General features: G+C 60.2%; 23 protein-coding genes and 1 tRNA gene. 14 read left to right on the top strand and 10 right to left on the bottom strand.

What is annotated here, in order from left to right; genetic code table 11:
* The first annotated feature begins 286 nt into the window (after positions 1-286).
* The 4 genes from M5B97_RS20105 (at position 287) to M5B97_RS20090 (ending at position 5,115) form a co-directional block, all read left to right on the top strand.
* Positions 287-1,582 (top strand): murein hydrolase activator EnvC, encoded by a 1,296-nt coding sequence (locus tag M5B97_RS20105; protein ID WP_248732441.1) that lies wholly within the window; start codon positions 287-289, stop codon positions 1,580-1,582.
* Positions 1,583-1,612: 30 nt separating this feature from the next.
* Complete coding sequence (locus M5B97_RS20100) at positions 1,613-2,929, top strand: S41 family peptidase (protein ID WP_123716276.1); 1,317 nt, start codon at positions 1,613-1,615, stop codon at positions 2,927-2,929.
* A 1-nt stretch (position 2,930) separates the two neighbouring features.
* Complete coding sequence (locus tag M5B97_RS20095) at positions 2,931-3,716, top strand: divergent polysaccharide deacetylase family protein (protein ID WP_123716277.1); 786 nt, start codon at positions 2,931-2,933, stop codon at positions 3,714-3,716.
* A 64-nt stretch (positions 3,717-3,780) separates the two neighbouring features.
* The gene (locus M5B97_RS20090; protein ID WP_248732440.1) at positions 3,781-5,115 is read left to right on the top strand and encodes a Vps62-related protein; all 1,335 of its coding nucleotides are present in this window, start codon (positions 3,781-3,783) and stop codon (positions 5,113-5,115) included.
* On the opposite strand, the gene M5B97_RS20085 is transcribed toward M5B97_RS20090, so the two are convergent.
* From M5B97_RS20085 to M5B97_RS20055, 7 genes are all read right to left on the bottom strand, one after another.
* Positions 5,068-5,823, bottom strand: a complete 756-nt coding sequence (locus tag M5B97_RS20085; RefSeq protein ID WP_248732439.1) for an ABC transporter substrate-binding protein — start codon at positions 5,821-5,823, stop codon at positions 5,068-5,070. The two genes, M5B97_RS20090 and M5B97_RS20085, sit on opposite strands and share 48 nt — an antisense overlap.
* Before the next feature lie 66 nt (positions 5,824-5,889).
* A complete protein-coding gene (gene hisF / locus M5B97_RS20080) occupies positions 5,890-6,660 on the bottom strand; it encodes an imidazole glycerol phosphate synthase subunit HisF (protein ID WP_123716280.1) in 771 nt (256 codons plus the stop codon).
* 83 nt (positions 6,661-6,743) lie between these two features.
* Positions 6,744-7,493: a 1-(5-phosphoribosyl)-5-[(5-phosphoribosylamino)methylideneamino]imidazole-4-carboxamide isomerase gene (hisA, locus tag M5B97_RS20075; protein WP_123716281.1), complete on the bottom strand. Its 750-nt coding sequence runs from the start codon at positions 7,491-7,493 to the stop codon at positions 6,744-6,746.
* A 90-nt stretch (positions 7,494-7,583) separates the two neighbouring features.
* Entirely contained in the window at positions 7,584-7,844 is a 261-nt protein-coding gene (locus M5B97_RS20070) for a DUF2164 domain-containing protein (protein ID WP_134660411.1), read from the bottom strand.
* Positions 7,845-8,483 carry an imidazole glycerol phosphate synthase subunit HisH gene (gene hisH / locus M5B97_RS20065; RefSeq protein ID WP_248732438.1) on the bottom strand — a complete coding sequence of 213 codons (639 nt, stop codon included), beginning with the start codon at positions 8,481-8,483 and terminating at the stop codon, positions 7,845-7,847.
* Entirely contained in the window at positions 8,483-9,076 is a 594-nt protein-coding gene (hisB, locus tag M5B97_RS20060) for an imidazoleglycerol-phosphate dehydratase HisB (RefSeq protein ID WP_017849940.1), read from the bottom strand. The genes hisH and hisB overlap by 1 nt, the downstream gene beginning before the upstream one ends.
* A 169-nt stretch (positions 9,077-9,245) precedes the next feature.
* Positions 9,246-10,907, bottom strand: a complete 1,662-nt coding sequence (locus tag M5B97_RS20055) for an OFA family MFS transporter (protein WP_248732437.1) — start codon at positions 10,905-10,907, stop codon at positions 9,246-9,248.
* 326 nt (positions 10,908-11,233) lie between these two features.
* Here M5B97_RS20055 and M5B97_RS20050 point away from each other — a divergent pair, with 326 nt between their 5' ends.
* From M5B97_RS20050 to M5B97_RS20030, 5 genes are all read left to right on the top strand, one after another.
* Positions 11,234-13,450, top strand: coding sequence for an AsmA family protein (locus M5B97_RS20050; protein ID WP_248732436.1), 2,217 nt, complete (start codon positions 11,234-11,236; stop codon positions 13,448-13,450).
* Positions 13,447-14,514, top strand: coding sequence for an A/G-specific adenine glycosylase (mutY, locus tag M5B97_RS20045; RefSeq protein ID WP_123716286.1), 1,068 nt, complete (start codon positions 13,447-13,449; stop codon positions 14,512-14,514). The genes M5B97_RS20050 and mutY overlap by 4 nt, the downstream gene beginning before the upstream one ends.
* On the top strand, positions 14,511-14,783 hold the full coding sequence (locus M5B97_RS20040; RefSeq protein WP_123716287.1) for an oxidative damage protection protein: 273 nt from the start codon (positions 14,511-14,513) through the stop codon (positions 14,781-14,783). Before mutY ends, M5B97_RS20040 begins: the two co-directional genes overlap by 4 nt.
* Positions 14,784-14,886: 103 nt before the next feature.
* Positions 14,887-14,962: transfer RNA gene (locus M5B97_RS20035), tRNA-Phe, on the top strand.
* Between the two features lie 218 nt (positions 14,963-15,180).
* Positions 15,181-15,855, top strand: coding sequence for a hypothetical protein (locus tag M5B97_RS20030; RefSeq protein WP_248732435.1), 675 nt, complete (start codon positions 15,181-15,183; stop codon positions 15,853-15,855).
* A 19-nt stretch (positions 15,856-15,874) separates the two neighbouring features.
* Here the strand turns inward: M5B97_RS20030 and M5B97_RS20025 are convergent, their stop codons facing one another.
* Positions 15,875-17,482 (bottom strand): glycosyltransferase family 39 protein, encoded by a 1,608-nt coding sequence (locus M5B97_RS20025; RefSeq protein WP_248732434.1) that lies wholly within the window; start codon positions 17,480-17,482, stop codon positions 15,875-15,877.
* Positions 17,483-17,569: 87 nt separating this feature from the next.
* A complete protein-coding gene (locus tag M5B97_RS20020) occupies positions 17,570-18,535 on the bottom strand; it encodes an arsenic resistance protein (RefSeq protein ID WP_248732433.1) in 966 nt (321 codons plus the stop codon).
* Positions 18,536-18,708: 173 nt separating this feature from the next.
* Between M5B97_RS20020 and M5B97_RS20015 the strand changes: the two genes are divergently transcribed.
* The gene (locus M5B97_RS20015) at positions 18,709-19,629 is read left to right on the top strand and encodes an alpha/beta fold hydrolase (RefSeq protein ID WP_248732432.1); all 921 of its coding nucleotides are present in this window, start codon (positions 18,709-18,711) and stop codon (positions 19,627-19,629) included.
* A 70-nt stretch (positions 19,630-19,699) separates the two neighbouring features.
* On the top strand, positions 19,700-20,113 hold the full coding sequence (locus tag M5B97_RS20010) for a hypothetical protein (RefSeq protein WP_248732431.1): 414 nt from the start codon (positions 19,700-19,702) through the stop codon (positions 20,111-20,113).
* Positions 20,114-20,190: 77 nt separating this feature from the next.
* On the opposite strand, the gene gabP is transcribed toward M5B97_RS20010, so the two are convergent.
* Entirely contained in the window at positions 20,191-21,582 is a 1,392-nt protein-coding gene (gabP, locus tag M5B97_RS20005) for a GABA permease (protein ID WP_123717107.1), read from the bottom strand.
* 554 nt (positions 21,583-22,136) lie between these two features.
* Here gabP and M5B97_RS20000 point away from each other — a divergent pair.
* The 3 genes from M5B97_RS20000 to M5B97_RS19990 all read left to right on the top strand — a co-directional run bounded on the left by M5B97_RS20000 (position 22,137) and on the right by M5B97_RS19990 (position 24,444).
* Positions 22,137-22,910: an ABC transporter ATP-binding protein gene (locus tag M5B97_RS20000; RefSeq protein ID WP_248732430.1), complete on the top strand. Its 774-nt coding sequence runs from the start codon at positions 22,137-22,139 to the stop codon at positions 22,908-22,910.
* A 13-nt stretch (positions 22,911-22,923) separates the two neighbouring features.
* On the top strand, positions 22,924-23,676 hold the full coding sequence (locus tag M5B97_RS19995; protein WP_123717106.1) for an ABC transporter substrate-binding protein: 753 nt from the start codon (positions 22,924-22,926) through the stop codon (positions 23,674-23,676).
* Positions 23,677-23,748: 72 nt separating this feature from the next.
* Complete coding sequence (locus M5B97_RS19990) at positions 23,749-24,444, top strand: ABC transporter permease (RefSeq protein WP_003187757.1); 696 nt, start codon at positions 23,749-23,751, stop codon at positions 24,442-24,444.
* Positions 24,445-24,451: the final 7 nt, after the last annotated feature.

Genomic DNA, 24,451 nt, shown 5'->3' with positions numbered 1-24,451 from the left:
ATTAGCCAGGTTTGCTGGCCTTTTAATTCATGAGTACCGCACATTGCCGATCGAGCCAACCTGCTGATTAGAGGGCTCGGAAGTTTATTCTTAGAAGCAAAATCCAGTTCAGGAGGAGCTTATCAAAGCGTTTCTTCGATAGGGTTTAACTACCAAACCGCCCGATTAAATCGTCCTAAACGGCTTTTTATGACGAACGCCTCAAAGCAGTTGGCTTTGAGGCGTTTTTTTTGCAGCGCTTGGCGGGCATACTAGGCCGTCCATTTCCCTGGTGTCGCCCGCCTCTATGCTTCGCGCCTTGATTACCCTTGCTCTTGTCTGCCTGCTCCAACCGGCGTTTGCCGATGAGCGCGCACAAACCCAACAACAGTTGGACGCTACGCGTCAGGACATTGCCGAGCTGAAAAAACTGCTCGGCAAGCTCCAGGAAGAAAAATCCGGCGTGCAGAAAGACCTGCGCGGTACGGAAACCGAGATGGGCAAGCTGGAGAAGCAGGTCCAGGAGCTGCAAAAAGAACTAAAGAAGAGCGAGTCGGAACTGGAGCGACTCGACGCTGAGAAAAAAAAACTCCAGAGCGCCCGGGTTGAGCAACAACGCCTGATCGCGATCCAGGCCCGCGCCGCCTACCAGAGCGGCCGCCAGGAGTATCTCAAGCTGCTGCTCAACCAGCAGAACCCTGAGAAATTCGCGCGCACCCTCACCTATTACGACTACCTGAGCAAGGCACGCCTGGAACAATTGAAAGGTTTTAACGAAACCCTGCGCCAATTGGCCAATGTGGAACAGGAAATCGCCGACCAACAATCACAGTTGCTTGACCAGAAAAGCGCCCTCGACACCCAGCGCGACCAGTTGGACAAGGTCCGCAAGGAGCGCCAACTGGCCCTGGCCAAGCTCAATGACGATGTCAAAGTCCGCGACGCCAAGCTCCAGGCCCGCGAGCAAGACCAGGCCGACCTGGCCAAAGTGCTCAAAACCATCGAAGAAACCCTGGCACGCCAGGCACGCGAGGCAGAAGAGGCGCGGCAAAAAGCGCTGATCGCCCAGCAGGAAGCGGAAAAAAAGCGCCAGCGTGAGGCCGAACTGGCTGCTACGACGGACGCACCGGCGCCCCGCAAACCCGCGCATTCAGCACCTGGCCCACTGGTGTCCAGCGCGGGCGAATCGTTCGGCGGCCCTTTTGCTTCAGCCCGCGGCAAACTTCCATGGCCTGTTGATGGTCGATTGTTGGCACGCTTTGGGGAAACCCGTGGCGACGACACCCGCGCCAAGTGGGATGGTGTGATGATCAGCGCCTCTGCTGGCAGCCAGGTGCACGCCGTCCACGGTGGCCGCGTGGTGTTCGCCGATTGGCTGCGCGGCGCCGGTTTGCTGGTGATTCTTGACCACGGTAATGGCTATTTGAGCCTTTATGGCCACAATCAGACTTTACTCAAGTCGGCAGGTGATGTTGTAAAAGCCGGTGAATCCATCTCCACTGTCGGTAACAGTGGTGGCCAGGACACCCCGGCGCTGTACTTCGCTATTCGTCAGCAGGGCCGCCCAAGCGATCCTGCACAATGGTGCCGTTCCCAAGGATAGGGCCGCATCTACATTAGGAGTTCGTTCGACATGCTGCATTTGTCCCGCCTCACTTCGCTGGCCCTGACGATCGCCCTGGTGATCGGCGCGCCTCTGGCTTTTGCCGACCAGGCCGCACCGGCTGCACCTGCCGCCACGGCTGCGACCACCAAGGCGCCGCTGCCGCTGGACGAGCTGCGCACGTTTGCCGAGGTCATGGACCGGATCAAGGCAGCCTATGTCGAGCCCGTAGACGACAAGACCCTGCTGGAGAATGCCATCAAGGGCATGCTCAGCAACCTCGACCCGCACTCCGCCTACCTCGGCCCCGAAGATTTCGCTGAGCTGCAGGAAAGCACCAGCGGCGAATTCGGCGGCCTGGGCATCGAAGTGGGTGCCGAAGACGGCCAGATCAAAGTGGTGTCGCCGATCGACGATACTCCGGCGTCCAAGGCCGGGATCCAGGCCGGCGACCTGATCGTGAAGATCAATGGCCAGCCGACCCGTGGCCAGACCATGACCGAAGCCGTCGACAAGATGCGCGGCAAGCTCGGCCAGAAAATCACCCTGACCCTGGTACGCGACGGCGGTGCTCCGTTCGATGTGACCCTGGCCCGCGCGACGATCACGGTCAAGAGCGTGAAGAGCCAGTTGCTGGAGTCGGGCTACGGTTACATCCGTATCACCCAGTTCCAGGTCAAGACCGGCGACGAAGTGGCCAAGGCCCTGGCCAAGCTGCGCAAAGACAACGGCAAGAAGCTCAACGGCATCGTGCTCGACCTGCGCAACAACCCGGGCGGCGTGCTACAGGCGGCGGTGGAAGTGGTCGACCACTTCATCACCAAGGGTCTGATCGTCTACACCAAAGGCCGTATCGCCAACTCCGAGCTGCGCTTCTCGGCCACCGGCAACGACCTGAGCGAGGGCGTGCCGCTGGCGGTGTTGATCAACGGCGGCAGCGCCTCGGCCTCGGAAATCGTCGCCGGCGCCCTGCAGGACCAGAAGCGCGGCGTGCTGATGGGCACCACCAGTTTCGGCAAAGGCTCGGTGCAAACCGTATTGCCGCTGAACAACGAGCGCGCATTGAAGATCACCACGGCGCTGTACTACACGCCCAATGGTCGCTCGATCCAGGCTCAGGGCATCGTCCCGGACATCGAGGTGCGCCGGGCCAAGATCACTAACGAGACCGACAGCGAGTTCTACAAGGAAGCCGACCTGCAAGGTCACCTGGGCAATGGCAACGGCGGCGCAGACCAGCCGACCGGCAGTGGCGCGAAGGCCAAGCCGATGCCGCAGGACGACGACTATCAACTCGCCCAGGCGCTGAGCCTGCTCAAGGGCTTGAGCATCACCCGCAGCCGTTGATATGCGTTTTGCTCTGATCATCGCTGTACTGTGCAGCCTGGCAGGCGTCGCCCACGCGACACCTGCGGGCGAGCCACACAAAGCCTACCTGACCTTGATCATTGACGACCTGGGGCAAAACCTGCCCCGGGATCGTCGCGTGCTGGCCCTGCCGGGACCTGTGACCACGGCGATCATGCCCGACACGCCCCACGCCGCCGAATTCGCCCGCGAAGCCCATAAGGCCGGCAAGATCGTGATCCTGCATATGCCCATGGACCCGGCCACCGGCCCGTTTGCCTGGCACCCCGACCTGCCCATCGAAGAACTGGGCAAACGCCTGGACGCAGCCTTCCAGGCAGTGCCCTACACCGCCGGTATCAACAACCACATGGGCAGCCGCATGACCGCGCAGCCGGCCGCAATGGCCTGGTTGATGGCCGAACTGCAACGGCGCAACAAGTTCTTTGTCGACAGCCGCACCAGTGCGCAAACCGTCGCCGCCGCCGAAGCACAGAAGATCGGCCTGGCCAGTGTCTCACGAGACGTGTTTCTCGATGACGAGCGCACCGAAGCCGCAATCACCACGCAACTGCAAACCGCGATCAAGCTCGCCCACAAGCAGGGTTCAGTGGTGATGATCGGCCACCCCTACCCGCAAACCCTGGCAGTCCTGGAGCGGGAACTGCCCAAGCTCAAGGCCCAGGGTGTGGAGTGGATCGATATCAAGTTGATGATCAGCGTGCGCAGCAATCAAGCGATGGCCGGCCACGGAAAAAACGGCGCTTATTTACCCGCGCGTAGATAAGTACTGCCCGGCCAACCCGGCATTTTTCGATAGTGACGCCTCCCACTCATAGGAGAGCTTTCGAATGCCACATTTACAATTCAAGGACCTGCTCATCAGCTTCACCAGCGAATTCCTGCCGCTATGGAATGACCTGGGGTCCGGTGCTCACAAAGCGGTCAGCATGTGGCGCCCCAGCACCTCTGCCGACACCCTGGGCCAGTTTTTCCCCGTGGGTGACATCGCCACCGACAGCTATCGCAATATCAACCAGCGCAAGATCGTGGCCGTAGTCAGTGATGCCAACAAAGTTGACGGCACTGCGTTGCGCTCGCCGGAAAATTACCAGTTGGTCTGGAAAGACACGAACTCAGGCGCACACACCGACTTTTCCCTATGGCGGCCGCTGGCACCTGAAGGCTACGTCGCCATGGGCCTGGTCTGCGGCGTCGGCTATGAGAAACCTTCACGCAATGCCGTGCGCTGCGTGCGCGCCGATTTAGTCGTCAATGCAAAACCCGGCGATTTGATCTGGAATGACTACGGCAGTGGCGCATCCAAGGATTTCAGCGCCTGGTCGATCACGCCTCCGGACGCAGAGCCCGGAGAAATCTACCTGGCGCCCGGCACCTTTGTCGGCAATGCACGCTATGCCAAGCCTGATCTGCCGACCTATGCCCTGCGCCTGAATCTAACGGCGCAACTGGGCGAGCCGTTACCCCCGCCTACACTTACCGGTTACGAGCCGCCCACCGCAGAAGAGACACCGCCGGCCCCCCAGGAATGTGAGCTGCCCTGGTTCTGCGTGAAAGACCCGGAGCTGAGTGCAAGCGAGCAACTGCTATCGTCGCCGATCTACCGACTGGAACGCACTGACCACCACCAATTGGCGGGTTTCGGGCACAACACCAGCGCCACCAGCCAGCCGTTCATGTGGACAGCGAGCAAAGGTGAGATCGGCGATTATTCACTAGCGCTGTCGGCAATCTCCCGCGTTTCGATGTGGCGGCATTGGTCGGCGAGCCTTCGTCCTTTCGAGTTGAGCTTCTCGGCAAACCTCGAGCCGGCCTTCACTCATACCCAGCGTTCGGCCAAAGGCTGGAATTATTCATCGCCACTGGAAATCATCACCTACATTCCAGCCCAAAAAGCCGTCGCGGCTTACCTGGTCCGAAGTGAATACCGCCTGCTGCGCCAAGACGGCAGCCAGGTGGCCGCCACCGTCAATTACATCAACGGCGATCACATTTACATGAGTGAATTTCCCGAAGATCAGGCGGTATTCGTCGGCCTCCCGGAAAATGCGTCAGCCGAGGACAAGCCCGTGACCGCGGTGGAGCTTGAGAATGCCGCCGCACAAGTAGAACCGGTGCTAGAGGTAGCGGGCCATGACCTCGTCAATGAAACCCTCGCTCCGTAACTGATCCAATGCTGCCTGGAGCCTGGTCACCACCTCATCCGGCACATCCTTGTTCAGCGCCAGGTACAGTTGCGCGCTGTTGAAGCGCAGCACGGTCTTGAGTCCGGTCACACCGACCTGGCGCGCCAGGTAGCGCCCGGCGGGATCGCCGGTGGCCCACAGGTCGATCTGGCCCTCCAGCAGCTTTTGCGCGTTGTCCTGGTCGCGCAGTACGACTGACGGCTTGAGCCCCTGTTTTTCCAGGGTCTCAGCAATCGCATCGCCCTTATAAGCGCCAATCTTGTAATGGCGGGCGTGCTCCAGGTCAGGCAGTTGGATCTTGCTGTCAGCCTTGGCCAACATCACCCAGTCGTCCGGGCCGATGGGGCCGACCCATTTGAACAGGCCTTCACGGTCCGGTAGACGCGCCATCACGAATACGCCGTAGCCGGGTTTCTCAAGGGCGAGTTTGTAGATCCGCTCCCATGGGAAACGCAGGGTGAGGTTGTAGGAAATGCCGGCACGCTTGAAAGTCTCGCGCACAATGTCGACGGCGATGCCTTCGATGTTCTCGTCCCTGGCGAAGTTCTTGCCGTTTTTCGCCATGTTGTAGGGCGGGAAGTTTTCCGTCAGCAACACCAGGGAGGCGTCGGCCGGCGCTTCGGCATTCGCCGAGCCGGCCAGCAGGACGGACAAGCCGGCGAGGGCGAGCAGCAGATGTTTGAACATGAAGGTTACCGGAATCCGTGGCAAGCGCAGAGAGTGCCCCGCGCCTGCCAGGGTGTCCAGCGGCGTTTAGCGAACGACGATACCGCGCGCCGCCATGTACGCCTTGGCTTCGGGAACGGTGTATTCACCAAAGTGGAAAATACTCGCCGCCAGTACCGCGCTGGCGTGGCCTTCGAGCACGCCGTCGGCCAGGTGCTGCAGGTTGCCGACACCGCCGGAGGCGATCACCGGAATGCCCAGCGCATCACTGATCGCACGGGTAACACCCAGGTCGAAGCCATTTTTCATGCCGTCCTGGTCCATGCTGGTCAGCAGGATTTCACCGGCACCCAGGCCTTCCATCTTCATCGCCCACTCCACCGCGTCCAGGCCGGTGGGCTTGCGGCCGCCGTGGGTGAAGATCTCCCAACGCGGGGTTTCGCCCGGGCCGGAAACCTTCTTGGCGTCAATGGCGACGACAATGCACTGCGAACCGAAGTGTTGCGCCGCTTCGCCGACGAACTCCGGGTTGAACACGGCAGCGGTGTTGATAGACACCTTGTCCGCACCCGCGTTGAGCAGGTTGCGGATGTCTTGCACGGTGCGTACGCCACCGCCCACGGTCAGCGGGATGAATACCTGGCTGGCCATGCGCTCCACGGTATGCAACGTGGTGTCGCGGCCGTCGACGCTGGCGGTGATGTCGAGAAAGGTAATCTCGTCGGCGCCTTGCTCATCGTAGCGACGGGCGATTTCCACCGGGTCGCCGGCATCACGGATGTTCTCGAACTTGACGCCCTTGACCACACGACCGTTGTCGACGTCCAGGCAAGGGATGATGCGTCTGGCTAAAGCCATAGGCTTATCTCCGATAAGAGTTGCAAGCTTTGAGCTACAAGCTGCAAGTAGAAGCAAATCTGCTTTTACTTGCAGCTTGCAGCTTACGACTTGGAGCTGGCCGCGTAGCCATCACAAAAAGCTTGAGCTTCAGCCACGTCCAGCGTGCCCTCATAGATCGCGCGGCCGGTAATGGCGCCGATGATGCCAGGCGCCTTGGCGTCCAGCAGCGACTTGATGTCGCCCAGGTTGTGAATGCCGCCGGATGCGATGACCGGAATCTTCGTGGCCGCGGCCAACGCAGCGGTGAACGGCACGTTGCAGCCCTGCATCATGCCGTCTTTGGCGATGTCGGTGTACACGATGGCGGACACGCCGTCGGCTTCGAACTGCTTGGCCAGGTCGATCACCTGCACGGTGCTGATCTCAGCCCAGCCGTCGGTAGCGACGAAACCGTCCTTGGCGTCCAGGCCCACGATCACTTTGCCTGGAAACGCGCGGCAGGCTTCGGCCACGAAAGCCGGGTCTTTCACGGCCTTGGTGCCGATGATCACATAGCTCACGCCAGCCTTGACGTAGTGCTCGATGGTTTCCAGGGAGCGGATGCCACCGCCGATCTGGATCGGCAGGTTCGGGTAGCGCTTGGCAATTGCAGTCACCACCTCGCCGTTGACCGGCTGGCCTTCGAAGGCGCCGTTCAGGTCCACCAGATGCAGGCGACGGCAGCCTCCTTCCACCCATTTGGCGGCCATGCTCACCGGGTCATCGGAGAACACGGTGGAATCTTCCATGCGGCCTTGGCGCAGACGTACGCAGGCGCCGTCCTTGAGATCGATAGCGGGGATAATTAGCATGCTTTTCCTTCGTCAAAGAGCTGCAAGCTGCAAGCTGTAAGCTGCAAGCAAGCACGCGTATCAATTCTTGCAGCTTGGGGCTTGACGCTTTCAGCTGCTCTTTTCAAGCGACCACAGGTCGCTTTCGATGCTTTCGAACCTTTCTTTAAGGAGCGTCTGCGTGTCGAAAATCGCCCGGTTGTAATAGTGCGGCGCTACTTCAGTGGTGAACAGCTCAAGAATCTCGGCCACCTCAAACGAGCCCAGCTTGAGCTCGAAGCGGTCTTCCATGAAGACCTTGATCTTGTGGTTTGCCTCACGCTCCTGTTCGGGCGTGAGGTTCAAGATCGGCGGTTTCGGCTTCCTGGCCATTTACCAGCGGCCATCCCAAACGGCGAAGTTCTGCAGCAATTGCAGGCCATGGGTATGGCTCTTCTCCGGGTGGAACTGCACGGCAAAGCGCGAACCCTCGGCCAGCGCGGCGGCGAAGTCGACGCCGTAATGCCCGCCACCCACCACCTGGCCGGGTTTACCGGCGGCAATGTAGTAGCTGTGCACGAAGTAGAAACGCGCCAGGTCCGGGATGTCATGCCACAGCGGGTGATCCACGGTCTGGCTGACTTCATTCCAACCCATGTGCGGGACTTTCAGGTGTTCGCCGTCTTCGTGCAGGTCCTTGCCGAAGAACTTCACCTGGCCCGGGAACAGGCCGATGCAGTCGACGCCGTCGTTCTCTTCACTGTGGTCGAGCAAGGCTTGCATGCCCACGCAGATGCCGAGGAACGGGCGGTCCTGGCTGACTTCGCGCACCAGGCTGTCAAAGCCCAGGCGGCGGATCTCGGCCATGCAATCGCGAATCGCGCCGACACCAGGAAACACCACCCGGTCGGCTTCGCGAATCACGTTGGCATCGCTGGTGATCAGCACCTTGCCGGCACCCACGTGCTCGAGGGCCTTGGCCACCGAGTGCAGGTTACCCATGCCGTAATCGATAACCGCGACCGTCTGCATTACAGGACGCCCTTGGTCGAGGGCATTTGCCCGGCCATGCGCTCATCCAGCTCCACGGCCATGCGCAGCGCGCGGCCGAAAGCCTTGAACACGGTTTCGATCTGGTGGTGGGTGTTGGTGCCGCGCAGGTTGTCGATGTGCAGGCTGACGAGTGCGTGGTTGACGAAGCCCTGGAAGAATTCCTGGAACAGGTCGACGTCAAAGCCGCCCACGGTGGCGCGGGTGTAGGGCACGTGCATCTGCAGGCCTGGTCGGCCGGAGAAGTCGATGACTACGCGCGACAGCGCTTCATCCAGCGGGACATAGGCGTGGCCGTAGCGACGGATGCCTTTTTTGTCGCCGATAGCCTTGGCAAACGCCTGGCCCAGGGTGATGCCCACGTCTTCCACTGTGTGGTGGTCGTCGATATGCAGGTCGCCCTTGCTGACGATATCCAGGTCGATCAGCCCGTGACGGGCGATCTGGTCCAGCATGTGCTCAAGAAAAGGTACACCGATATCAAATCGGGCCTTTCCGGTGCCATCCAGGTTGATCGAGGCTTTGATCTGGGTTTCCAGAGTGTCGCGCTCGACGGACGCCTTACGTTCGGCCATCACCAGCTCCGCAAAATCATTGGGCGAAAAAGGCAGCCATTATAGGGGCGCGGGCGCCAAACAGAAACATCGGAGGGGATAAGACTGACGAGTTGAAGCGAGGTATGGCGAGGATAGACATGTGCATACAAGCAGGCGCTCCAAGATGGTGCGCCCGCCTGCATTCAACTCAGTGGAACAGTACTGCCGTCTTCTGCAGGGTCACCCACACACCCCACGCCAACGGAATGCCCACCACCAGCCATGCGGCGATGGCTAACGGCACGCTGCCGGACGCGGCTTTCCACTCCAGGGAAGTGGAGGCATCTGCGCCTTTGTCATGGCCCAGCGCCTGTTCGGCGGCCAGTTCGGCATCGGTCATGAAGTACTTGTCAGCCACCGGGCGTACCAGCATGTTGCAGATGAAGCCCAGAACCAACAGGCCGGCAAGGATGTACAGGGTGATGTCGTAGGCAGCGGCTCGCTCGACACCGATGCTCAACTGGTACTCACGCAGGTAGTTCACCAGCACCGGACCCAACACGCCCGCCGCAGCCCACGCGGTCAGCAGGCGACCGTGGATCGCACCGACCATCTGGGTGCCGAACAGGTCGGCCAGGTAAGCCGGAACCGTCGCAAAACCACCGCCGTACATCGACAGGATGATGCAGAACGCCGCTACGAACAGTGCCACGTTACCCAGGTGCCCCAGGTTCGGAATCAACGCATACAGGGCAAAGCCCAGGGCGAAGAACACGAAGTAGGTGTTTTTACGGCCCAGGTAGTCGGAGAACGACGCCCAGAAGAACCGGCCACCAATGTTGAACAGGCTCAACAAACCCGTGAATCCGGCGGCGATCGCTGCAATGGAAGCCAACTGACCCGCATCCAACTGACCGAACGGCACGTCAACGCCCAGCAACTTGCCGCCAAATACTTCCTGCAACAGCGGAGAAGCCATGCCGAGGATGCCGATACCGGCGGAAACGTTCAGGCACAGCACCAGCCATACCAGACGGAACTGCGGGGTTTTCCAGGCCACGTTCACATGGACATGGCGATGGGTGATCATCGCGTTGCTGGCTTTTTTCGCCGGAGCGGTCCAGCCCTCGGGCTTCCAGCCGGTCGGCGGGACGCGGTAAGACAAGGCGCCACCGATCATGAACACGAAGTAAATCGCAGCCATCACCAGGAAGCTCTGCCATACGCCTACGCTGGTCGGCGACGCGAAGTGGCCCATCAGCGCCGCAGCCAGAGGTGCACCGACCATCGCACCGCCGCCGAAGCCCATGATTGCCATGCCGGTCGCCATGCCGCGTTTGTCCGGGAACCACTTGATCAGGGTCGATACGGGCGAGATATAGCCCAGGCCCAGGCCGATACCGCCAATGACCCCGGAGCCGATCCACATCAGCCAGATCTGGTGGGTGTAGATACCCAACGCCGAGATCAACAGCCCGCCGCACCAGCACAACGCCGACACAACGCCCGCCTTGCGAGGCCCGGCGTGTTCCAGCCAGCCCCCCCAGATCGCTGCCGAGCAGCCCAGGAAGATGAAGAACAGGGTGTAGATCCAGCCCAGCATGGAGATGGGCCAGTCGCATTGAGACGAGAAGACCTGGGCGATAAAGCTCATGTCCGGCGCGCAGGCGACGGGCGCGGTGATCCCCAGCGCCTTGGACAGTGGCAGCCAGAACACAGAGAAACCGTAGGCCATGCCGATGCACAAGTGGATCGCCAGAGCGGCCGGCGGAACCAGCCAGCGGTTGAATCCGGGCTTGGCGATGATGCGTTCCTTGGACAGGAACGCAGGCTGCGCGGCAGTACTACCCGCCGCAGTGCTAGTGCTCATTGATGTTTCCCCCAGTTATTGATTTTTGATCGTCGGGCGCTCTCTCACTCAGCCTTACACGCAAAGCGATGGCCGTTTTTTGTTGAGTAGAAGCTCCTATGGGCGCGACGCTGTGTCGCAGAAGGCAGACGAACCCGCGCAGATTAGCACCTGCGAATGACAGAAAAACCAAAATGACATCACCTTTTTGCGATAACTGTATTTTTTGGCGCCAAAATCCCGTTTCACACGGACTCGATACAATGTAACCATCCGTGAACTGACGGGGGCCTGCGGGCGTTATACTCTCCGGCTAAATTTTGAATTCGACATACAAGGACTCGCCCATGAAAGCGTTCGGCAAAATCCTGGGTCTGGTACTTCTCGGGCTGTTGCTGATCATTGTGGCCCTCGGCTTCGCCTTGACCCACCTCTTCGATCCCAACGACTACAAAGACGAGATTCGCCAGATTGCCCGCGACAAGGCCCACATCGAGCTGACGCTCAATGGCGACATCGGCTGGAGCCTGTTCCCCTGGCTGGGCCTGGAACTGCACGAAGCCAGCGTCGCCACCCTGACCAATCCGACCAAACCGTTCGCCGACCTGCAGATGCTCGGCCTGTCGGTACGCGTGTTGCCGCTGCTGCGCCGCGAAGTGCAGATGAGTGACGTGCGCGTGGAGGGCCTCAACCTTCGCCTGAACCGCGACAAGCAAGGCCATGGTGACTGGGAAGACATCGGCAAGAACGTACCGGTGGCAGGCACCGAAGCTCCAGCCTCCGCGCCTGTGGAAAAGCCTGCCCAACCGGAGCCTGAGAAACCGTCAAAGCCGATCCGCCTGGATATCGACAGCCTGACCATCAACAACGCCCGCGTTGAATACAACGACGAGCAGACCGGCAAGCAGTTCAGCGCCGAGAGCATCCAACTGAGTGCCGGTGCCGTGCACGAAGGCGCCAGCATCCCGCTGAAACTCACCGCATTCCTGGGCACCAACCAACCCCTGATGCGCGTCAAGACCGAGCTCAACGGCAACCTGCGTATCCAGAACGCCCTCAAACGCTATCAGTTCGAAGACATGCGCTTGAGCGGCGAAGCCACCGGCGAGCCGCTGCAAGGCAAGACCGTGACCTTCTCCACCCAGGGTCAGGTATTGGTGGACCTCGCCGCCAATATCGCCGAATGGACCAACCTGAAGCTGTCCGCCAACCAGTTGCGGGCGTTGGGTGAACTGAAGGTCAACGACCTGAACAAAACCCCGCAACTCAACGGCGCCCTGTCCGTCGCCCAATTTGACCTGGCCAAGTTCCTCGAAAGCATCGGCCACCCGTTGCCAGCCATGGCCGAGGGCAGCCTGAGCAAGGTCGAACTGGTCAGCCGCCTCAAAGGCACGCCCACCAGCGTGGCCCTGGAAGACCTGAACCTGAAGCTTGATGGCAGCACCTTCACCGGTCGCGTCGCCGTGGATGACTTCGCCAAACAATCCCTGCGCGTTCAGCTCAAGGGCGACACCTTCAACGCCGACAACTACTTGCCGGCCAAATCCGAATCCGCCAAAGGTGCAGCCGCCGCACGCCAGGCCGAAGTCCAGAACAGCGAAATGGGCGCCATGGCTGCCGGCGGCACCACTCCGCTGCCGGACGCCCCGACCAAAGGCGCCTGGAGTACCGACAAGCTGCTGCCGCTGATCCGCCTGCGCACCCTGGACGTGGACGCCGACCTGGCCTTCGGCCAACTGACGCTGAGCAAGCTGCCGATCCAGAACGCTGCGCTGAAAGCCTCCGGCCTCGACGGCCAACTCAAGCTCGACAGCCTGAGCGGCGGTATCTACAACGGAACATTCCAAGCCAACGGTACGCTTGATGTGCGCCAGGACATCCCGGTCGTGGCGGTGCAAACCCATATCAGGCAAGTGCCGGTTGAACGCATCCTGCAGGCCCAGGGGCAAAACCCTCCGGTCAAAGGCCAGGTCAACCTGGACAGCAACCTCACAGGCCGCGGTAACAGCCAGAAAGCGCTGATCGACAGCCTCAACGGCACCGCCAGCTTCGTGATCAATAACGGCGTGCTGCTCAATGCCAACCTTGAACAGCAACTGTGCACCGGCATCGCCCTGCTCAACCGCAAGACCTTGAGCAGCACGCCACAGGGCAAGGACACGCCATTCCAGGAACTGCGCGGCAACCTGACCTTCCATAACGGCGTGGCCAGCAACCCGGACCTGAAAGTGCGCATCCCGGGGCTGACGGTCAATGGTAATGGCGATATCGACCTGCGCGTACTGGGCATGGACTACCGCGTCGGCATCATCGTCGAAGGCGACAAGCGCGACGTTCCGGACCCGGCCTGTCAGGTCGGCAGCAACTTCCAGGGCATCGAAGTACCGCTACGCTGCCGTGGCCCGCTGGAGCTGGGCGCCAAGGCGTGCCGACTGGACAAGGATGGCTTGACCCAGGTGGCGATCAAAGCGGCCGGCAACAAGCTCAGCGACAAGCTTGAAGAGAAGCTCGACAAGGTCAACCCACAACTGAAAGACGCCCTGAAAGGCCTGTTCAAGCGATGAGAGACGAGCAATTTTCACAGGCGGTGCTCGATTGGTACGACCGCCACGGTCGCCATGACCTGCCTTGGCAACAGGGCATCACGCCGTACCGGGTATGGGTCTCGGAGATCATGCTGCAGCAGACCCAGGTCAGTACGGTGTTGAACTACTTCGATCGCTTCATGGCCTCGCTGCCAACGGTCGAGGCCCTGGCCGCTGCGCCGGAAGACGAAGTGCTGCACCTGTGGACAGGCCTGGGTTACTACACCCGCGCCCGCAACCTGCAGAAGACCGCCAGGATTGTCGTCGCCGAATACGGCGGCGAATTTCCCCGTGACGTCGAAAAACTCACCGAGCTGCCCGGTATCGGCCTGTCCACCGCCGGCGCGATCGCCAGCCTGAGCATGGGCCTGCGCGCGCCGATCCTCGACGGCAACGTCAAACGCGTGCTCGCGCGTTTTACCGCGCAGGAGGGCTACCCAGGCGAACCCAAGGTCGCCAGGCAACTGTGGGCGACCGCAGAGCGCTTTACACCCCATGACCGGGTCAACGCCTACACCCAGGCAATGATGGACATGGGCGCCACGCTCTGCACCCGCAGCAAACCCAGCTGCCTACTGTGCCCGCTGGAAAAAGGCTGCGAAGCCCACCTGCTCGGCCTGGAGACGCGCTACCCGGTCCCCAAGCCGCGCAAGACCATCCCGCAAAAGCGCACGCTGATGCCGCTGCTGGCCAACGCCGAAGGCGCGATCCTGCTTTATCGTCGCCCTTCCACGGGCCTGTGGGGCGGTTTGTGGAGCCTGCCCGAGCTGGATGACCTGGAAGACCTGGACCACCTCGCCAACCAGCACGCACTCGCACTGGGCAAGCAACAGGCACTGCCGGAACTGATCCACACTTTCAGCCACTTCCAGCTGGCCATCCAACCCTGGCTGGTGCAGGTTGAGGAAACCGCCCATCACGTGGCCGAGGCCGACTGGCTCTGGTATAACCTCGCCACCCCGCCGCGCCTGGGCCTTGCCGCCCCGGTAAAAAAACTGCTGAAGCGCGCGGCCGATGCATTGAACGCAGGAGAGTTGTCATGACCCGCACCGTAATGTGCCGCAAGTACAAAGAAGAACTGCCGGGCCTGGAGCGCCCTCCCTATCCGGGCGCCAAGGGCCAGGATGTGTTCGATCACGTCTCCGCCCAGGCCTGGGCCGACTGGCAGAAACACCAGACCCTGCTGATCAACGAAAAACGTCTGAACATGATGAACGCCGAAGACCGCAAATACCTGCAGGGCGAAATGGACAAGTTCTTTTCCGGCGAAGATTACGCCAAGGCCGACGGCTACGTGCCACCTGCTCAATAACTGATCAAAAATCGGGGTCGGAACGTAAGCGACGGTAATAATTAAATATTTTTTGAAAACTTGCTTGACGACCCCCTGAAAAACCCGTTTAATGCGCCCCGTTGCCCAGATAGCTCAGTCGGTAGAGCAGGGGATTGAAAATCCCCGTGTCGGCGGTTCGATTCCGTCTCTGGGCACCACTAATACCGAAAAACCCCAAGCGAAGATAATTCCTTGGGGTTTTTTATTGCCCGCGATTTAAGGGTGCCCGGGCAAGCTCAAGGCCTGGCCCTACTCAAGAAAGAACGGAACAGCCTGATTCAAACGATCACGCCGAACCGTCTCCCCGCCTGAAGCTTGTTTATCGCGCGGCTCAACCGTTTAGCTTTTATATTTCTTGCTGCAAGGTAGTGATTTGATGACCCGGTATGTGTTCTGCGCGCTGTTACTGCTGACTGCATTGCTCAGTGGGTGCGCCACGCAAATGGATGTCTCGATCAACGCGACACCTGATCCGGACTATGACTTTGATCGACAGGCAACCGTGCTGGTGACCACGTCCGTCGGGGGCAATGCGCAGAACACGCTCAATGCCCGCTACTACCTTCGAGACATGGTCAGAGCCCTGAAGGACCAGGGCTTTCGAGAGGTGTTCACTGACACCACCCTGCCTCAGAACCATGCACCGATCAGAATGACCGTCACGCTCGATGTCGACAGCCGGCAGGTCACTTATCGCTATACCGCCACCGAGTACGGCCAGGTACCGACCAGCACCACCACTGAGTGCAAGAAGAACAAGAAAAAAGACGACCAACTGACCTGCACCAGCAAACCCAACACCACCTATGGCCCAGTGGGTACCTCGGAGCGAACCGGCTACACCACGCTTACCACGTTCACGGCTACTGCCCGGGATGAAGCGAGCAGGCGCGCGGTGTATGTACTCCGGGCGATGTCCTACAACGAAGATTGCCAGGCCGCCAAAGTCGAGGCGTTCCTGGTTGAACAGGGTCTGCAGAACCTGAACTTCCAGGACCGCGTGCAACGCAACTACACCGTCAAGATGCCCGAGGGTTACCAGTGCAATTAGCCTGCACTGGATCAGCCATCTACTTGAGCAAAAACACCATCAACGGATTGTCATTCAAACGCCCTTCATAGCTGGGTGCCAGTTGCTCCACCGGGGTCCCTTTCAACAGCGCAGTCTCTTTGCGCGAGACAATCACCCAGGATGGGCGGGGCAACGCGTTCAACTTCTCAAGCTCATTACGCCCCACAAACAGCGGCTGCTCATCGTGGTCCAGGTTCATCATGTAGCGCACCGCCCAGGTGTCGCGCGCCAGATTGACAAACACCAGCGGGCCGGGCTGCGATACCCGAAGCGTTTCCACCTGGCTGACAAACCGCCGCGTGTCGAATTGCAGGTCCTTGGCGGGCTCGATCACCACCACCAGCAGCAGCCATTGCGCCGCCAATGCGATGACGCTGAGCCACACCAACCTCAGCTCCCGCCGCCAGGCCACCAACGCCACCGCTTGTAGAATGACCAGCACACCGATCAGCAGCGGTAACGAAACATCAGGCCAGTAACCGTGCTTTTGCCACGTATACCGACAAACAAAGAGTACAACCACGCCCAAAGCCGGTAGCGCCGCGACAAGCCCTTCATAGCTGCGACGCACGCCCGCGAACCAACCTTGCGCGTGAAGCAGCCCATAGGCGGCCACAGCGGCAAACATCGGCACCATCGGCAGAATGTAGTAGGCACGCTTGAAGTGTGGCACCGACAGGCCGAGCAAAATCATCAAGCCACAAGCGCCGAGACGCGCCAATAGTTGCACGTCTTCATTCGCCCACCGCTCAGACCAACGATGGCGCAGCGCAATCATGGTCGCCAGCGCCAATGGCACCACAGGGAAGTAGCGATACAGGCTCAGCTGGAAGTAGAAATAAAACGGCTCGCCCGATTCATCGAGACGGCCGCCAACCTGCATCTTGAACACTTCGTCGGCAAAGGCATCGCCACCACTGACCCGCGCAAGCTTCATCAGCACCCACCAGCACGCCGCAAGCAGCCCTAACCCGACAACGCCGTGGACCAGCACCCGCTTGACCCTTTCACCTGGCCGACCCAGCGCCCAGTACACGCACACCACCCCACAGACCTCGATCAACCCCAACGGCCCGCGGATCGCGAAGCCCAGGACGAACAGCGGAAAAACCGCCAACTGCCGTACCCGCGACCCCAGACGCTCGCCGCTGTGCAGCAGATAGAAACTGCCGACACACAACAACGCCACCATCTGGTCCAGGCACACCGAGCGGGATTTTTCCAATAACTGGGTTGTGAGCAGCGTCAGCAACACCGTGAGCAGCGCCCAAGGACGACTGGCAGGCGCCAGCAGGCGATAGATCAGGGCAACCACCCCCGCCGAGGCGAGCGCCGTCGGCAGCACATTGGCCAAGTGATTCGGCGCACCAAACAACCGGGCAAATACAAAACTGAAGAAAGTCGCAGTGCCGGGGTAATCCGCATACGGCTGGCCGTAGGTAGTGGGGAAAAGGCTCGCACCATGGCGAAACATTTCCTGCATGAACAGCGCCCAACGCCCGTCAAAACCTTGGGGTTGCTGATCCCAGATGCCCAAGGTGAATAGCAGCAGGGCGATCAGGAAAATGCCCAGGGACTCCAGGCGAAAACGACTGCGGTGATCCATTGGTTGTCCTTTCAGATAGGGTGCGCCGGCTATATGGTGCCGCAGCGCGTCCTGAATAACGCCTGAACAAACCCCAACATTCACGCTTTACCGATTGGCGGGCCATACCCACAGTGGCACCAGGCGAACGTAGATCAGCTCACCCACCAACTCGACCAGTGTTTGCAGAATGACCGCCGTTGCGGCAATGCCACGCACATCTTCGGGCAGAGCCAGTGCCAGGGGCAGCACCACCAGCGAATTGCGCGTCGATGCGCTGAAGGTCACCGCACGCGCCGTCATGGCCGGCAACGCGAACAGCTTGGATGCCAACGCCCCCATCAGCGGCGCCAACAGCAGGAACCCCAAGTAGACCGGAATCACCGGCAACAACAGGCCGATATCGCGCACCACCGCCGTGATCTGCGAGCCGATCACCACAAACAGCACCAGCGCCATCGCCGGCACCGGCAGCCAGGCCCAGGCATTGCTCCACAGGCGTGCAACGCTGGAGCGGCGTGCCAGGGGCATGGTCAACACCGCGAGGAACATCGGTGCCACGATCAACCACAGGAACGCCTCGACGAATGGCCCCACAGCCACCACCCCTTCGAACTGCGCGCCCAACATGAAACTCAGGTATACCGGCAGAAACACCAACTGCAGCAACAACAGCAGCGGCGTCGCCGCCAGCATCAACCGCGAATCGCCCTTGCCGATATGGGTAAACACCACCACGTAGTCGATGCACGGCGTGAGCAGCACCAATAGCGCCCCCACCAGCAAAGCCGGGTGCCCCACCAGGCCACGGGTCAACGCCCACACCAGCAACGGCACCAGAACAAAATTGGCCAGCAGCAATGCCGCGAGGAAGCGCTTGTTGATCAAGCCCTGGCGCAGCTCCAGAAACGGGATTTGCAGGAACATCGCATACATCAGGATCGCAATGGCGGGCATGACCAGCGTGCCAAGACCTTGGGCCGCCATGGGCGCAAGCAGGCCGAAAGAGGTCGCCAGGATGACAGCAGCGAAGTAGATCGGGATCTGGTGGTGTTCAAGGGTGTCGCGGGTCATGGGCCAACTCTGGTCAATCAAAAAAGATCGCAAGCCTGGGCAGCCAATGCGATACGTCGAGCATACCGGCACTTTCTGCACGCATGGCCGGTTAAATTTGATAATTTCGGCTTCTTATAAAAAGCGCGTGTGTCTCCGAGCCCACCCAACAAGCGCATGGATTGAACCAACCGATGAACCTGCCGACCCGACCTGCCCCAGAAGCATTTCGACAGCCTGCCGCCGACGGCTACCTTATCGGCGGCTTCACCTGGCGTCATATTCGTACCGACGCCACGCGCCCGGTGGTGATCATCAACGCCGCCACCTCCGTGCGTTGCCGCCATTACTCACGCTTCGCCGACTATCTGTTTGCCAATGGCTTCGACGTCATCACTTATGACTATCGCGGCATCGGCGAATCCAGAAAAGGCTCTTTGCGAGGCTTCAATGCCTCCTGGTCAGATTGGGGCGTGCTGGATTTCGAGGCGATGCTGCAGCGCGCTCAGCGAGAATTTCCCGGACAACCGATTGATGTGGTCGCCCACAGTTTTGGCGGTTGCGCGGCCGGACTGGGGGCATCGGGCGCGGTGATTCGGCGGATCGTCACGGTGGGCGCACAGTTCGCCTACTGGCGCGATTATCACGCGAGCGAGCGCTGGCGGATGCTTGCCAAATGGCATGTGGCGATGCCCTTGATAACGGCCCTGTGTGGGTACTTCCCAGGCAAACGGCTGGGCTGGCTGGAGGACACGCCCAAAGGCGTGGTGAGAGACTGGGCCACGCCGGCATCGAAGTACGAACAGCGCCCCAGCGGACGTACCCTGGGTGAGTTGCCATTCCGGCGCGTGAAGGCTCAGCTACTGGCCATCAGCATTACTGACGACCCGTTTGGCACAGTGACGGCCATCGAGCGATTGCTGGGCTATTTTGACAGCAGCGAGCGTACTCATTTGCGTATTGCCCCCGAAGATATCGGCGAGAAAACCGTCGGGCATTTCGCGTTCTTTCGCAGTGAGTATCAGCATCGACTGTGGCCCATCGCGCTGGCGTGGCTACGGCAAGGGGTGCTGGCAAACGACACGCCCGGGTACCGAGTGACGGAACGCACGTAGATTCCCTTGGGATTTCCCCCAACCTGCGCTTCAATACCCGGCCCAGATCCTGAACCAAGGACGCAAGCCCATGGCTTCGCCAAACAAACAGCAAAAACGTGCCCACCGGGCAAAGGCCAAGGCCAAGCAAAACCGCACCCAGCGCGCCGTTGCGGCGAAGCCGGATGCATTCGCCGGCGATGACAGCCGTATCGACCTTAAATCGGTGGATTTGACCGAGCTGTTTGTAGAGATGCGCACGGCAGGTGATATCAGCCAACAGGCGTTGTGCGCGGCATTCCTGGCGCATCCACTGCTGGCACTGGTGCTGGAGCAGGAGGGCGAAGAGGAAGCCACCGACTTTATCCTGGCGGCGCTGATTGAATATCGACAGTGGGTCACGGACAGCGATGACGAAGCGGCTGCGCTGGCGTGGATCGAGTCACCGCAGTTCCAGGCGGATTACGTGGCGGCGTCCCAGGCACTGACCCAGTCAGCGGACTGACCCAAAACCAAATGTGAGAGGGACTCGCTCCCTCCCACACTTGAACTGCAGCACATCAAGCACTGCATTCAATCACATCAATTGAGTACCGCAGTACCCAGCTTCTGTGCCTTGCGACGGCTCGCCACAAGCAACCCCGCCAGCACCACCAACAAGCTCAAAATACCGGTCGCGATAATCTCGACCCGGTGCGCTTCCTGGAACAGCATGATGGTCAACGTACCGACGATGAACACCATCACTGCGTAGGTCAGGCCGGGGAACAGCCACATCTTGAACGCGATCTTCTCGCCCGCCGCCGTGCGCTTCTGGCGCATGCGCAATTGCGACACCGCAATCACCAGGTACACCAGCAACGCAATGGCACCAGAGCTGGCCAGCAGGAACTCGAACACGGCCGCCGGGGCCACGTAGTTGGCAAATACCGCCAGGAACGCCGCGCCAGTGGACAGCAAAACCGCCCAGTAAGGCGTACCGCTTTTGTTGGTGCGCTTGGACACGGCCGGGGCATCACCGCGACGGCCCAGGGAAAACAGCATGCGCGAGGCGGTATACAGCGCCGAGTTCAGGCAACTGGTCACGGCAACCAATACCACCAGATCGACGATCATCTTGGCATTCGGGATGCCCATGCGCTCCAGCACGGTCTGATAGGAACCTACCGCAGCCAGGGAAGGATCGTTCCATGGCACCAGGGACACGACGATGAAGATCGACAACAGGTAGAACAAACCAATCCGCCAGATCACCGAGTTGGTGGCCTTGGTGATTTGTTGGCCGGGGTTCTTTGATTCAGCTGCAGCGATGGTGACGATCTCGGTACCCATGAACGAGAACATCGTCGTCAGGATGGCCGCCAATACCGCGCCCATGCCGTTAGGCATGAAGCCTTGGGTGTCGAACAGGTGCGAAACGCCGCTGACCTGGCTGGTTGGCAGGAAACCGAAAACGGCCGCCAACCCGAGGATCACAAATCCGACGATTGCCACCACCTTGATCAGCGCAAACCAGAACTCGAACTCGCCATAGTTCTTCACGCTGAACAGGTTAGTCGCCGTCAGCAGCAACGTGATGATCAGGGTAAACGCCCAGATCGCCACACCGGGGAACCAGGCATGAAGGATGGTCGCAGCGGCGTTGGCCTCCAAAGGAATCACCAGCACCCAGAACCACCAGTACAACCAGCCAATGGTGAAACCAGCCCAGTGGCCGATCGCACGGTCGGCATAAGTGGAAAACGAACCGGTGTCCGGCGACGCAACGGCCATCTCGGCCAACATCCGCATCACTAATACCACCAGCGTACCGGCAGCCGCATAGGCCAACAGAACGGCCGGGCCGGCTGCAGCGATCGCATGGCCGGAGCCGACAAACAAACCGGCACCAATTACGCCGGCAATCGACAGCATCGTGACGTGACGCGGTTTGAGCCCCTGTTCGAGGTCATTGGAGCTTTGCGTACTACTCATTGACACACCTTTGCGAGGAATTGCGAAAACGGTCCGTCCCGCCTGCAGTCTTTCTCGTGAAAAGAATGCAACGGGGCGTTCTTTATTTTTTACGCAAGAACTGCGCCAAAATGTTACAAAGTCCCGATTGATGCGGCTTGTAGGACGATTCCATAACCGTCGCAAGTCATTGAGAACAATGGCATTCCGCTATAGCGTTACCGTGCGACTCACATTCACCCCAACAAACGCACCAAAAACACACACACAAAATTACGTGACGCCTCATAAAAGGGCTGATATGCGCCGTTTGCCCGGTTAACCCTTCCAACACCCGGCCAAAGCTGGCACCATCGCGCCCTTTTTTACGCGAAGCCTGTGGATTTTCCGGGGTCAAACGTCTGTAGGTTGTAGATGGCGCGACACGCTGCTGTGCCGATGCGACACCCTGCCGCAGACCACCGGTCAACCGTCCGCAGCGCTGTTGGCGGCCATCCAAACGCATGCTAGCTTGGCGCCTCGCTAGGAAGGCGGCCCAACAGCGAAGAACGCAACGAACACAATGAGGACCGCACATGGCCGAGGCCACGCCCGCGCTTGAAATCCGCAACTTGCATAAACGCTATGGTGAGCTGGAGGTACTTAAAGGTATCTCGCTGACCGCCCGCGACGGCGACGTGATCTCGATCCTGGGTTCCTCCGGTTCCGGCAAGTCCACCTTTCTGCGCTGCATCAACCTGCTGGAAAACCCCCATCAGGGCCAGATCCTGGTAGCCGGCGAAGAGCTCAAGCTCAAGGCCGCGAAAAATGGCGAGCTGATGGCCGCCGATGGCAAGCAGATCAATCGCCTGCGCAGCGAAATCGGTTTTGTGTTTCAAAACTTTAACCTGTGGCCACACATGAGCATCCTCGACAACATCATCGAGGCGCCCCGCCGTGTGCTCGGCCAAAGCAAGGCCGAAGCCATTGACGTAGCCGAAGCCCTGCTGGCCAAGGTCGGCATCGCCGACAAGCGCCACGCTTACCCTGCGCAACTCTCCGGCGGCCAGCAACAACGGGCAGCCATTGCACGCACCCTGGCGATGCAGCCCAAGGTCATCCTGTTCGACGAGCCGACCTCGGCCCTTGACCCGGAAATGGTTCAGGAAGTACTTAATGTGATCCGCGCGCTGGCCGAAGAAGGTCGCACCATGCTGCTGGTCACCCATGAAATGGGCTTCGCCCGCCAAGTGTCCAGTGAAGTGGTGTTCTTGCACCAAGGCCTGGTCGAAGAGCAAGGATCGCCACAGCAGGTGTTTGAAAACCCGCTTTCGGCGCGCTGCAAACAATTCATGTCCAGCAACCGCTAACGGAGCAACATGCATGCAGACCTATAAAAAATTCCTTCTGGCCGCGGCCGTCTCGATGGCGTTCAGCGCCACGGCCATGGCAGAAACCTTGAAGATGGGGATTGAGGCGGCCTACCCGCCCTTCAACAATAAAGATGCCAGCGGCAACGTCGTGGGCTTCGACAAAGACATCGGCGACGCCCTGTGCGCCAAGATGAAAGTCGAGAAGTGTGAAGTGTATGTGTCCGACTGGGACGGCATCATCCCGGCCTTGAACGCCAAGAAGTTCGACTTCCTGGTGTCTTCGCTGTCCATCACCGATGAACGCAAGCAGGCCGTCGACTTCACCGACCCGTACTACTCTAACAAGCTGCAATTCATTGCGCCGAAAGCCACTGCGGACTTCAAGACCGATGCGGCGTACCTGAAGGGCAAAACCATCGGCGCACAACGAGCGACCCTGGCCGGCACTTACCTGGAAGACAAGCTGCCGGACACCACCGCCAAGCTCTATGACACCCAGGAAAACGCCTATCTCGACCTGACGTCCGGGCGCCTCGACGGCATCCTTGCCGACAAGTACGTGCAGTACGAATGGCTCAAGAGCAAAGACGGCTCGGCCTACGAGTTCAAAGGCGACCCCGTGGTGGAGAGCGACAAGATCGGTATCGCCGTACGCAAGGGCGACCCTCTGCGCGAGCGCCTGAACAAAGCCCTGGCGGAGATCAAGGCAGACGGCACCTACAAGAAGATCAACGACAAGTACTTCCCGTTCAGCATCGAATGATCTGAACGACTTGCCCGGCGTGCTCACTTGGGCACGCCGGCTTTTAGCAATGCCTTGCGATATGAAAACACCATGAATTTCGATCTCTACGGATTCGGCCCGGCGCTTGCCGCCGGCGCGCTGATGACCGTCAAACTGGCGCTCACGGCCCTGTGCCTGGGGCTGGTGCTGGGCCTTGCCGGCGCCTTGGCCAAGACCTCCCCGTACAAGCCGCTGCAATGGCTTGGCGGCGCTTACTCGACCATCGTTCGCGGCATTCCGGAATTGTTGTGGGTGCTGCTGATTTATTTCGGCACGGTCAACCTGATGCGCGCCCTCGGCGAGTTCTTCGGCAACCCCGATCTTTCTCTCAGCGCCTTTGCCGCCGGGGTGATCGCTCTGGGGCTGTGCTTTGGGGCCTATGCCACGGAAGTGTTCCGTGGCGCGATCCTCGCGATTCCCAAGGGCCACCGCGAAGCGGGCGTGGCGTTGGGGCTGTCGAAACTCAGGATTTTCACCCGCCTGATCATGCCGCAGATGTGGCGCATCGCCCTGCCGGGCCTGGGCAACCTGTTCATGATCCTGATGAAGGACACCGCGCTGGTCTCGGTGATCGGCCTCGAAGAAATCATGCGCCACGCACAGATTGGCGTGACCGTTACCAAGCAGCCGTTCACCTTCTTCATGGTCGCGGCGTTCATGTACCTGGGCCTCACCGTGCTGGCCATGACCAGCATGCACTTCCTGGAAAAACGCGCCGCCCGCGGCTTTGCAAGGAGCACCCAATGAGCGGCGA

The organism is Pseudomonas sp. MWU13-2517, from assembly GCF_023242545.1.
Classification (GTDB): domain Bacteria; phylum Pseudomonadota; class Gammaproteobacteria; order Pseudomonadales; family Pseudomonadaceae; genus Aquipseudomonas.
This window is presented reverse-complemented; position numbering and strand designations above follow the sequence as displayed.

Coding starts and splice junctions, on each gene's coding strand:
- M5B97_RS20000 (WP_248732430.1), top strand. CDS start 22,137: ATGGCCGAGGCCACGCCCGCGCTTGAAATCCGCAACTTGCATAAACGC.
- M5B97_RS20050 (WP_248732436.1), top strand. CDS start 11,234: ATGAAAGCGTTCGGCAAAATCCTGGGTCTGGTACTTCTCGGGCTGTTG.
- hisB (WP_017849940.1), bottom strand. CDS start 9,076: ATGGCCGAACGTAAGGCGTCCGTCGAGCGCGACACTCTGGAAACCCAG.
- M5B97_RS19990 (WP_003187757.1), top strand. CDS start 23,749: ATGAATTTCGATCTCTACGGATTCGGCCCGGCGCTTGCCGCCGGCGCG.
- M5B97_RS20085 (WP_248732439.1), bottom strand. CDS start 5,823: ATGTTCAAACATCTGCTGCTCGCCCTCGCCGGCTTGTCCGTCCTGCTG.
- hisA (WP_123716281.1), bottom strand. CDS start 7,493: ATGCTAATTATCCCCGCTATCGATCTCAAGGACGGCGCCTGCGTACGT.
- gabP (WP_123717107.1), bottom strand. CDS start 21,582: ATGAGTAGTACGCAAAGCTCCAATGACCTCGAACAGGGGCTCAAACCG.
- M5B97_RS20020 (WP_248732433.1), bottom strand. CDS start 18,535: ATGACCCGCGACACCCTTGAACACCACCAGATCCCGATCTACTTCGCT.
- M5B97_RS20055 (WP_248732437.1), bottom strand. CDS start 10,907: ATGAGCACTAGCACTGCGGCGGGTAGTACTGCCGCGCAGCCTGCGTTC.
- M5B97_RS20025 (WP_248732434.1), bottom strand. CDS start 17,482: ATGGATCACCGCAGTCGTTTTCGCCTGGAGTCCCTGGGCATTTTCCTG.
- M5B97_RS20015 (WP_248732432.1), top strand. CDS start 18,709: ATGAACCTGCCGACCCGACCTGCCCCAGAAGCATTTCGACAGCCTGCC.
- M5B97_RS20040 (WP_123716287.1), top strand. CDS start 14,511: ATGACCCGCACCGTAATGTGCCGCAAGTACAAAGAAGAACTGCCGGGC.
- M5B97_RS20090 (WP_248732440.1), top strand. CDS start 3,781: ATGCCACATTTACAATTCAAGGACCTGCTCATCAGCTTCACCAGCGAA.
- hisH (WP_248732438.1), bottom strand. CDS start 8,483: ATGCAGACGGTCGCGGTTATCGATTACGGCATGGGTAACCTGCACTCG.
- M5B97_RS20030 (WP_248732435.1), top strand. CDS start 15,181: ATGACCCGGTATGTGTTCTGCGCGCTGTTACTGCTGACTGCATTGCTC.
- hisF (WP_123716280.1), bottom strand. CDS start 6,660: ATGGCTTTAGCCAGACGCATCATCCCTTGCCTGGACGTCGACAACGGT.
- M5B97_RS20070 (WP_134660411.1), bottom strand. CDS start 7,844: ATGGCCAGGAAGCCGAAACCGCCGATCTTGAACCTCACGCCCGAACAG.
- M5B97_RS20105 (WP_248732441.1), top strand. CDS start 287: ATGCTTCGCGCCTTGATTACCCTTGCTCTTGTCTGCCTGCTCCAACCG.
- M5B97_RS20010 (WP_248732431.1), top strand. CDS start 19,700: ATGGCTTCGCCAAACAAACAGCAAAAACGTGCCCACCGGGCAAAGGCC.
- M5B97_RS20095 (WP_123716277.1), top strand. CDS start 2,931: ATGCGTTTTGCTCTGATCATCGCTGTACTGTGCAGCCTGGCAGGCGTC.
- M5B97_RS19995 (WP_123717106.1), top strand. CDS start 22,924: ATGCAGACCTATAAAAAATTCCTTCTGGCCGCGGCCGTCTCGATGGCG.
- mutY (WP_123716286.1), top strand. CDS start 13,447: ATGAGAGACGAGCAATTTTCACAGGCGGTGCTCGATTGGTACGACCGC.
- M5B97_RS20100 (WP_123716276.1), top strand. CDS start 1,613: ATGCTGCATTTGTCCCGCCTCACTTCGCTGGCCCTGACGATCGCCCTG.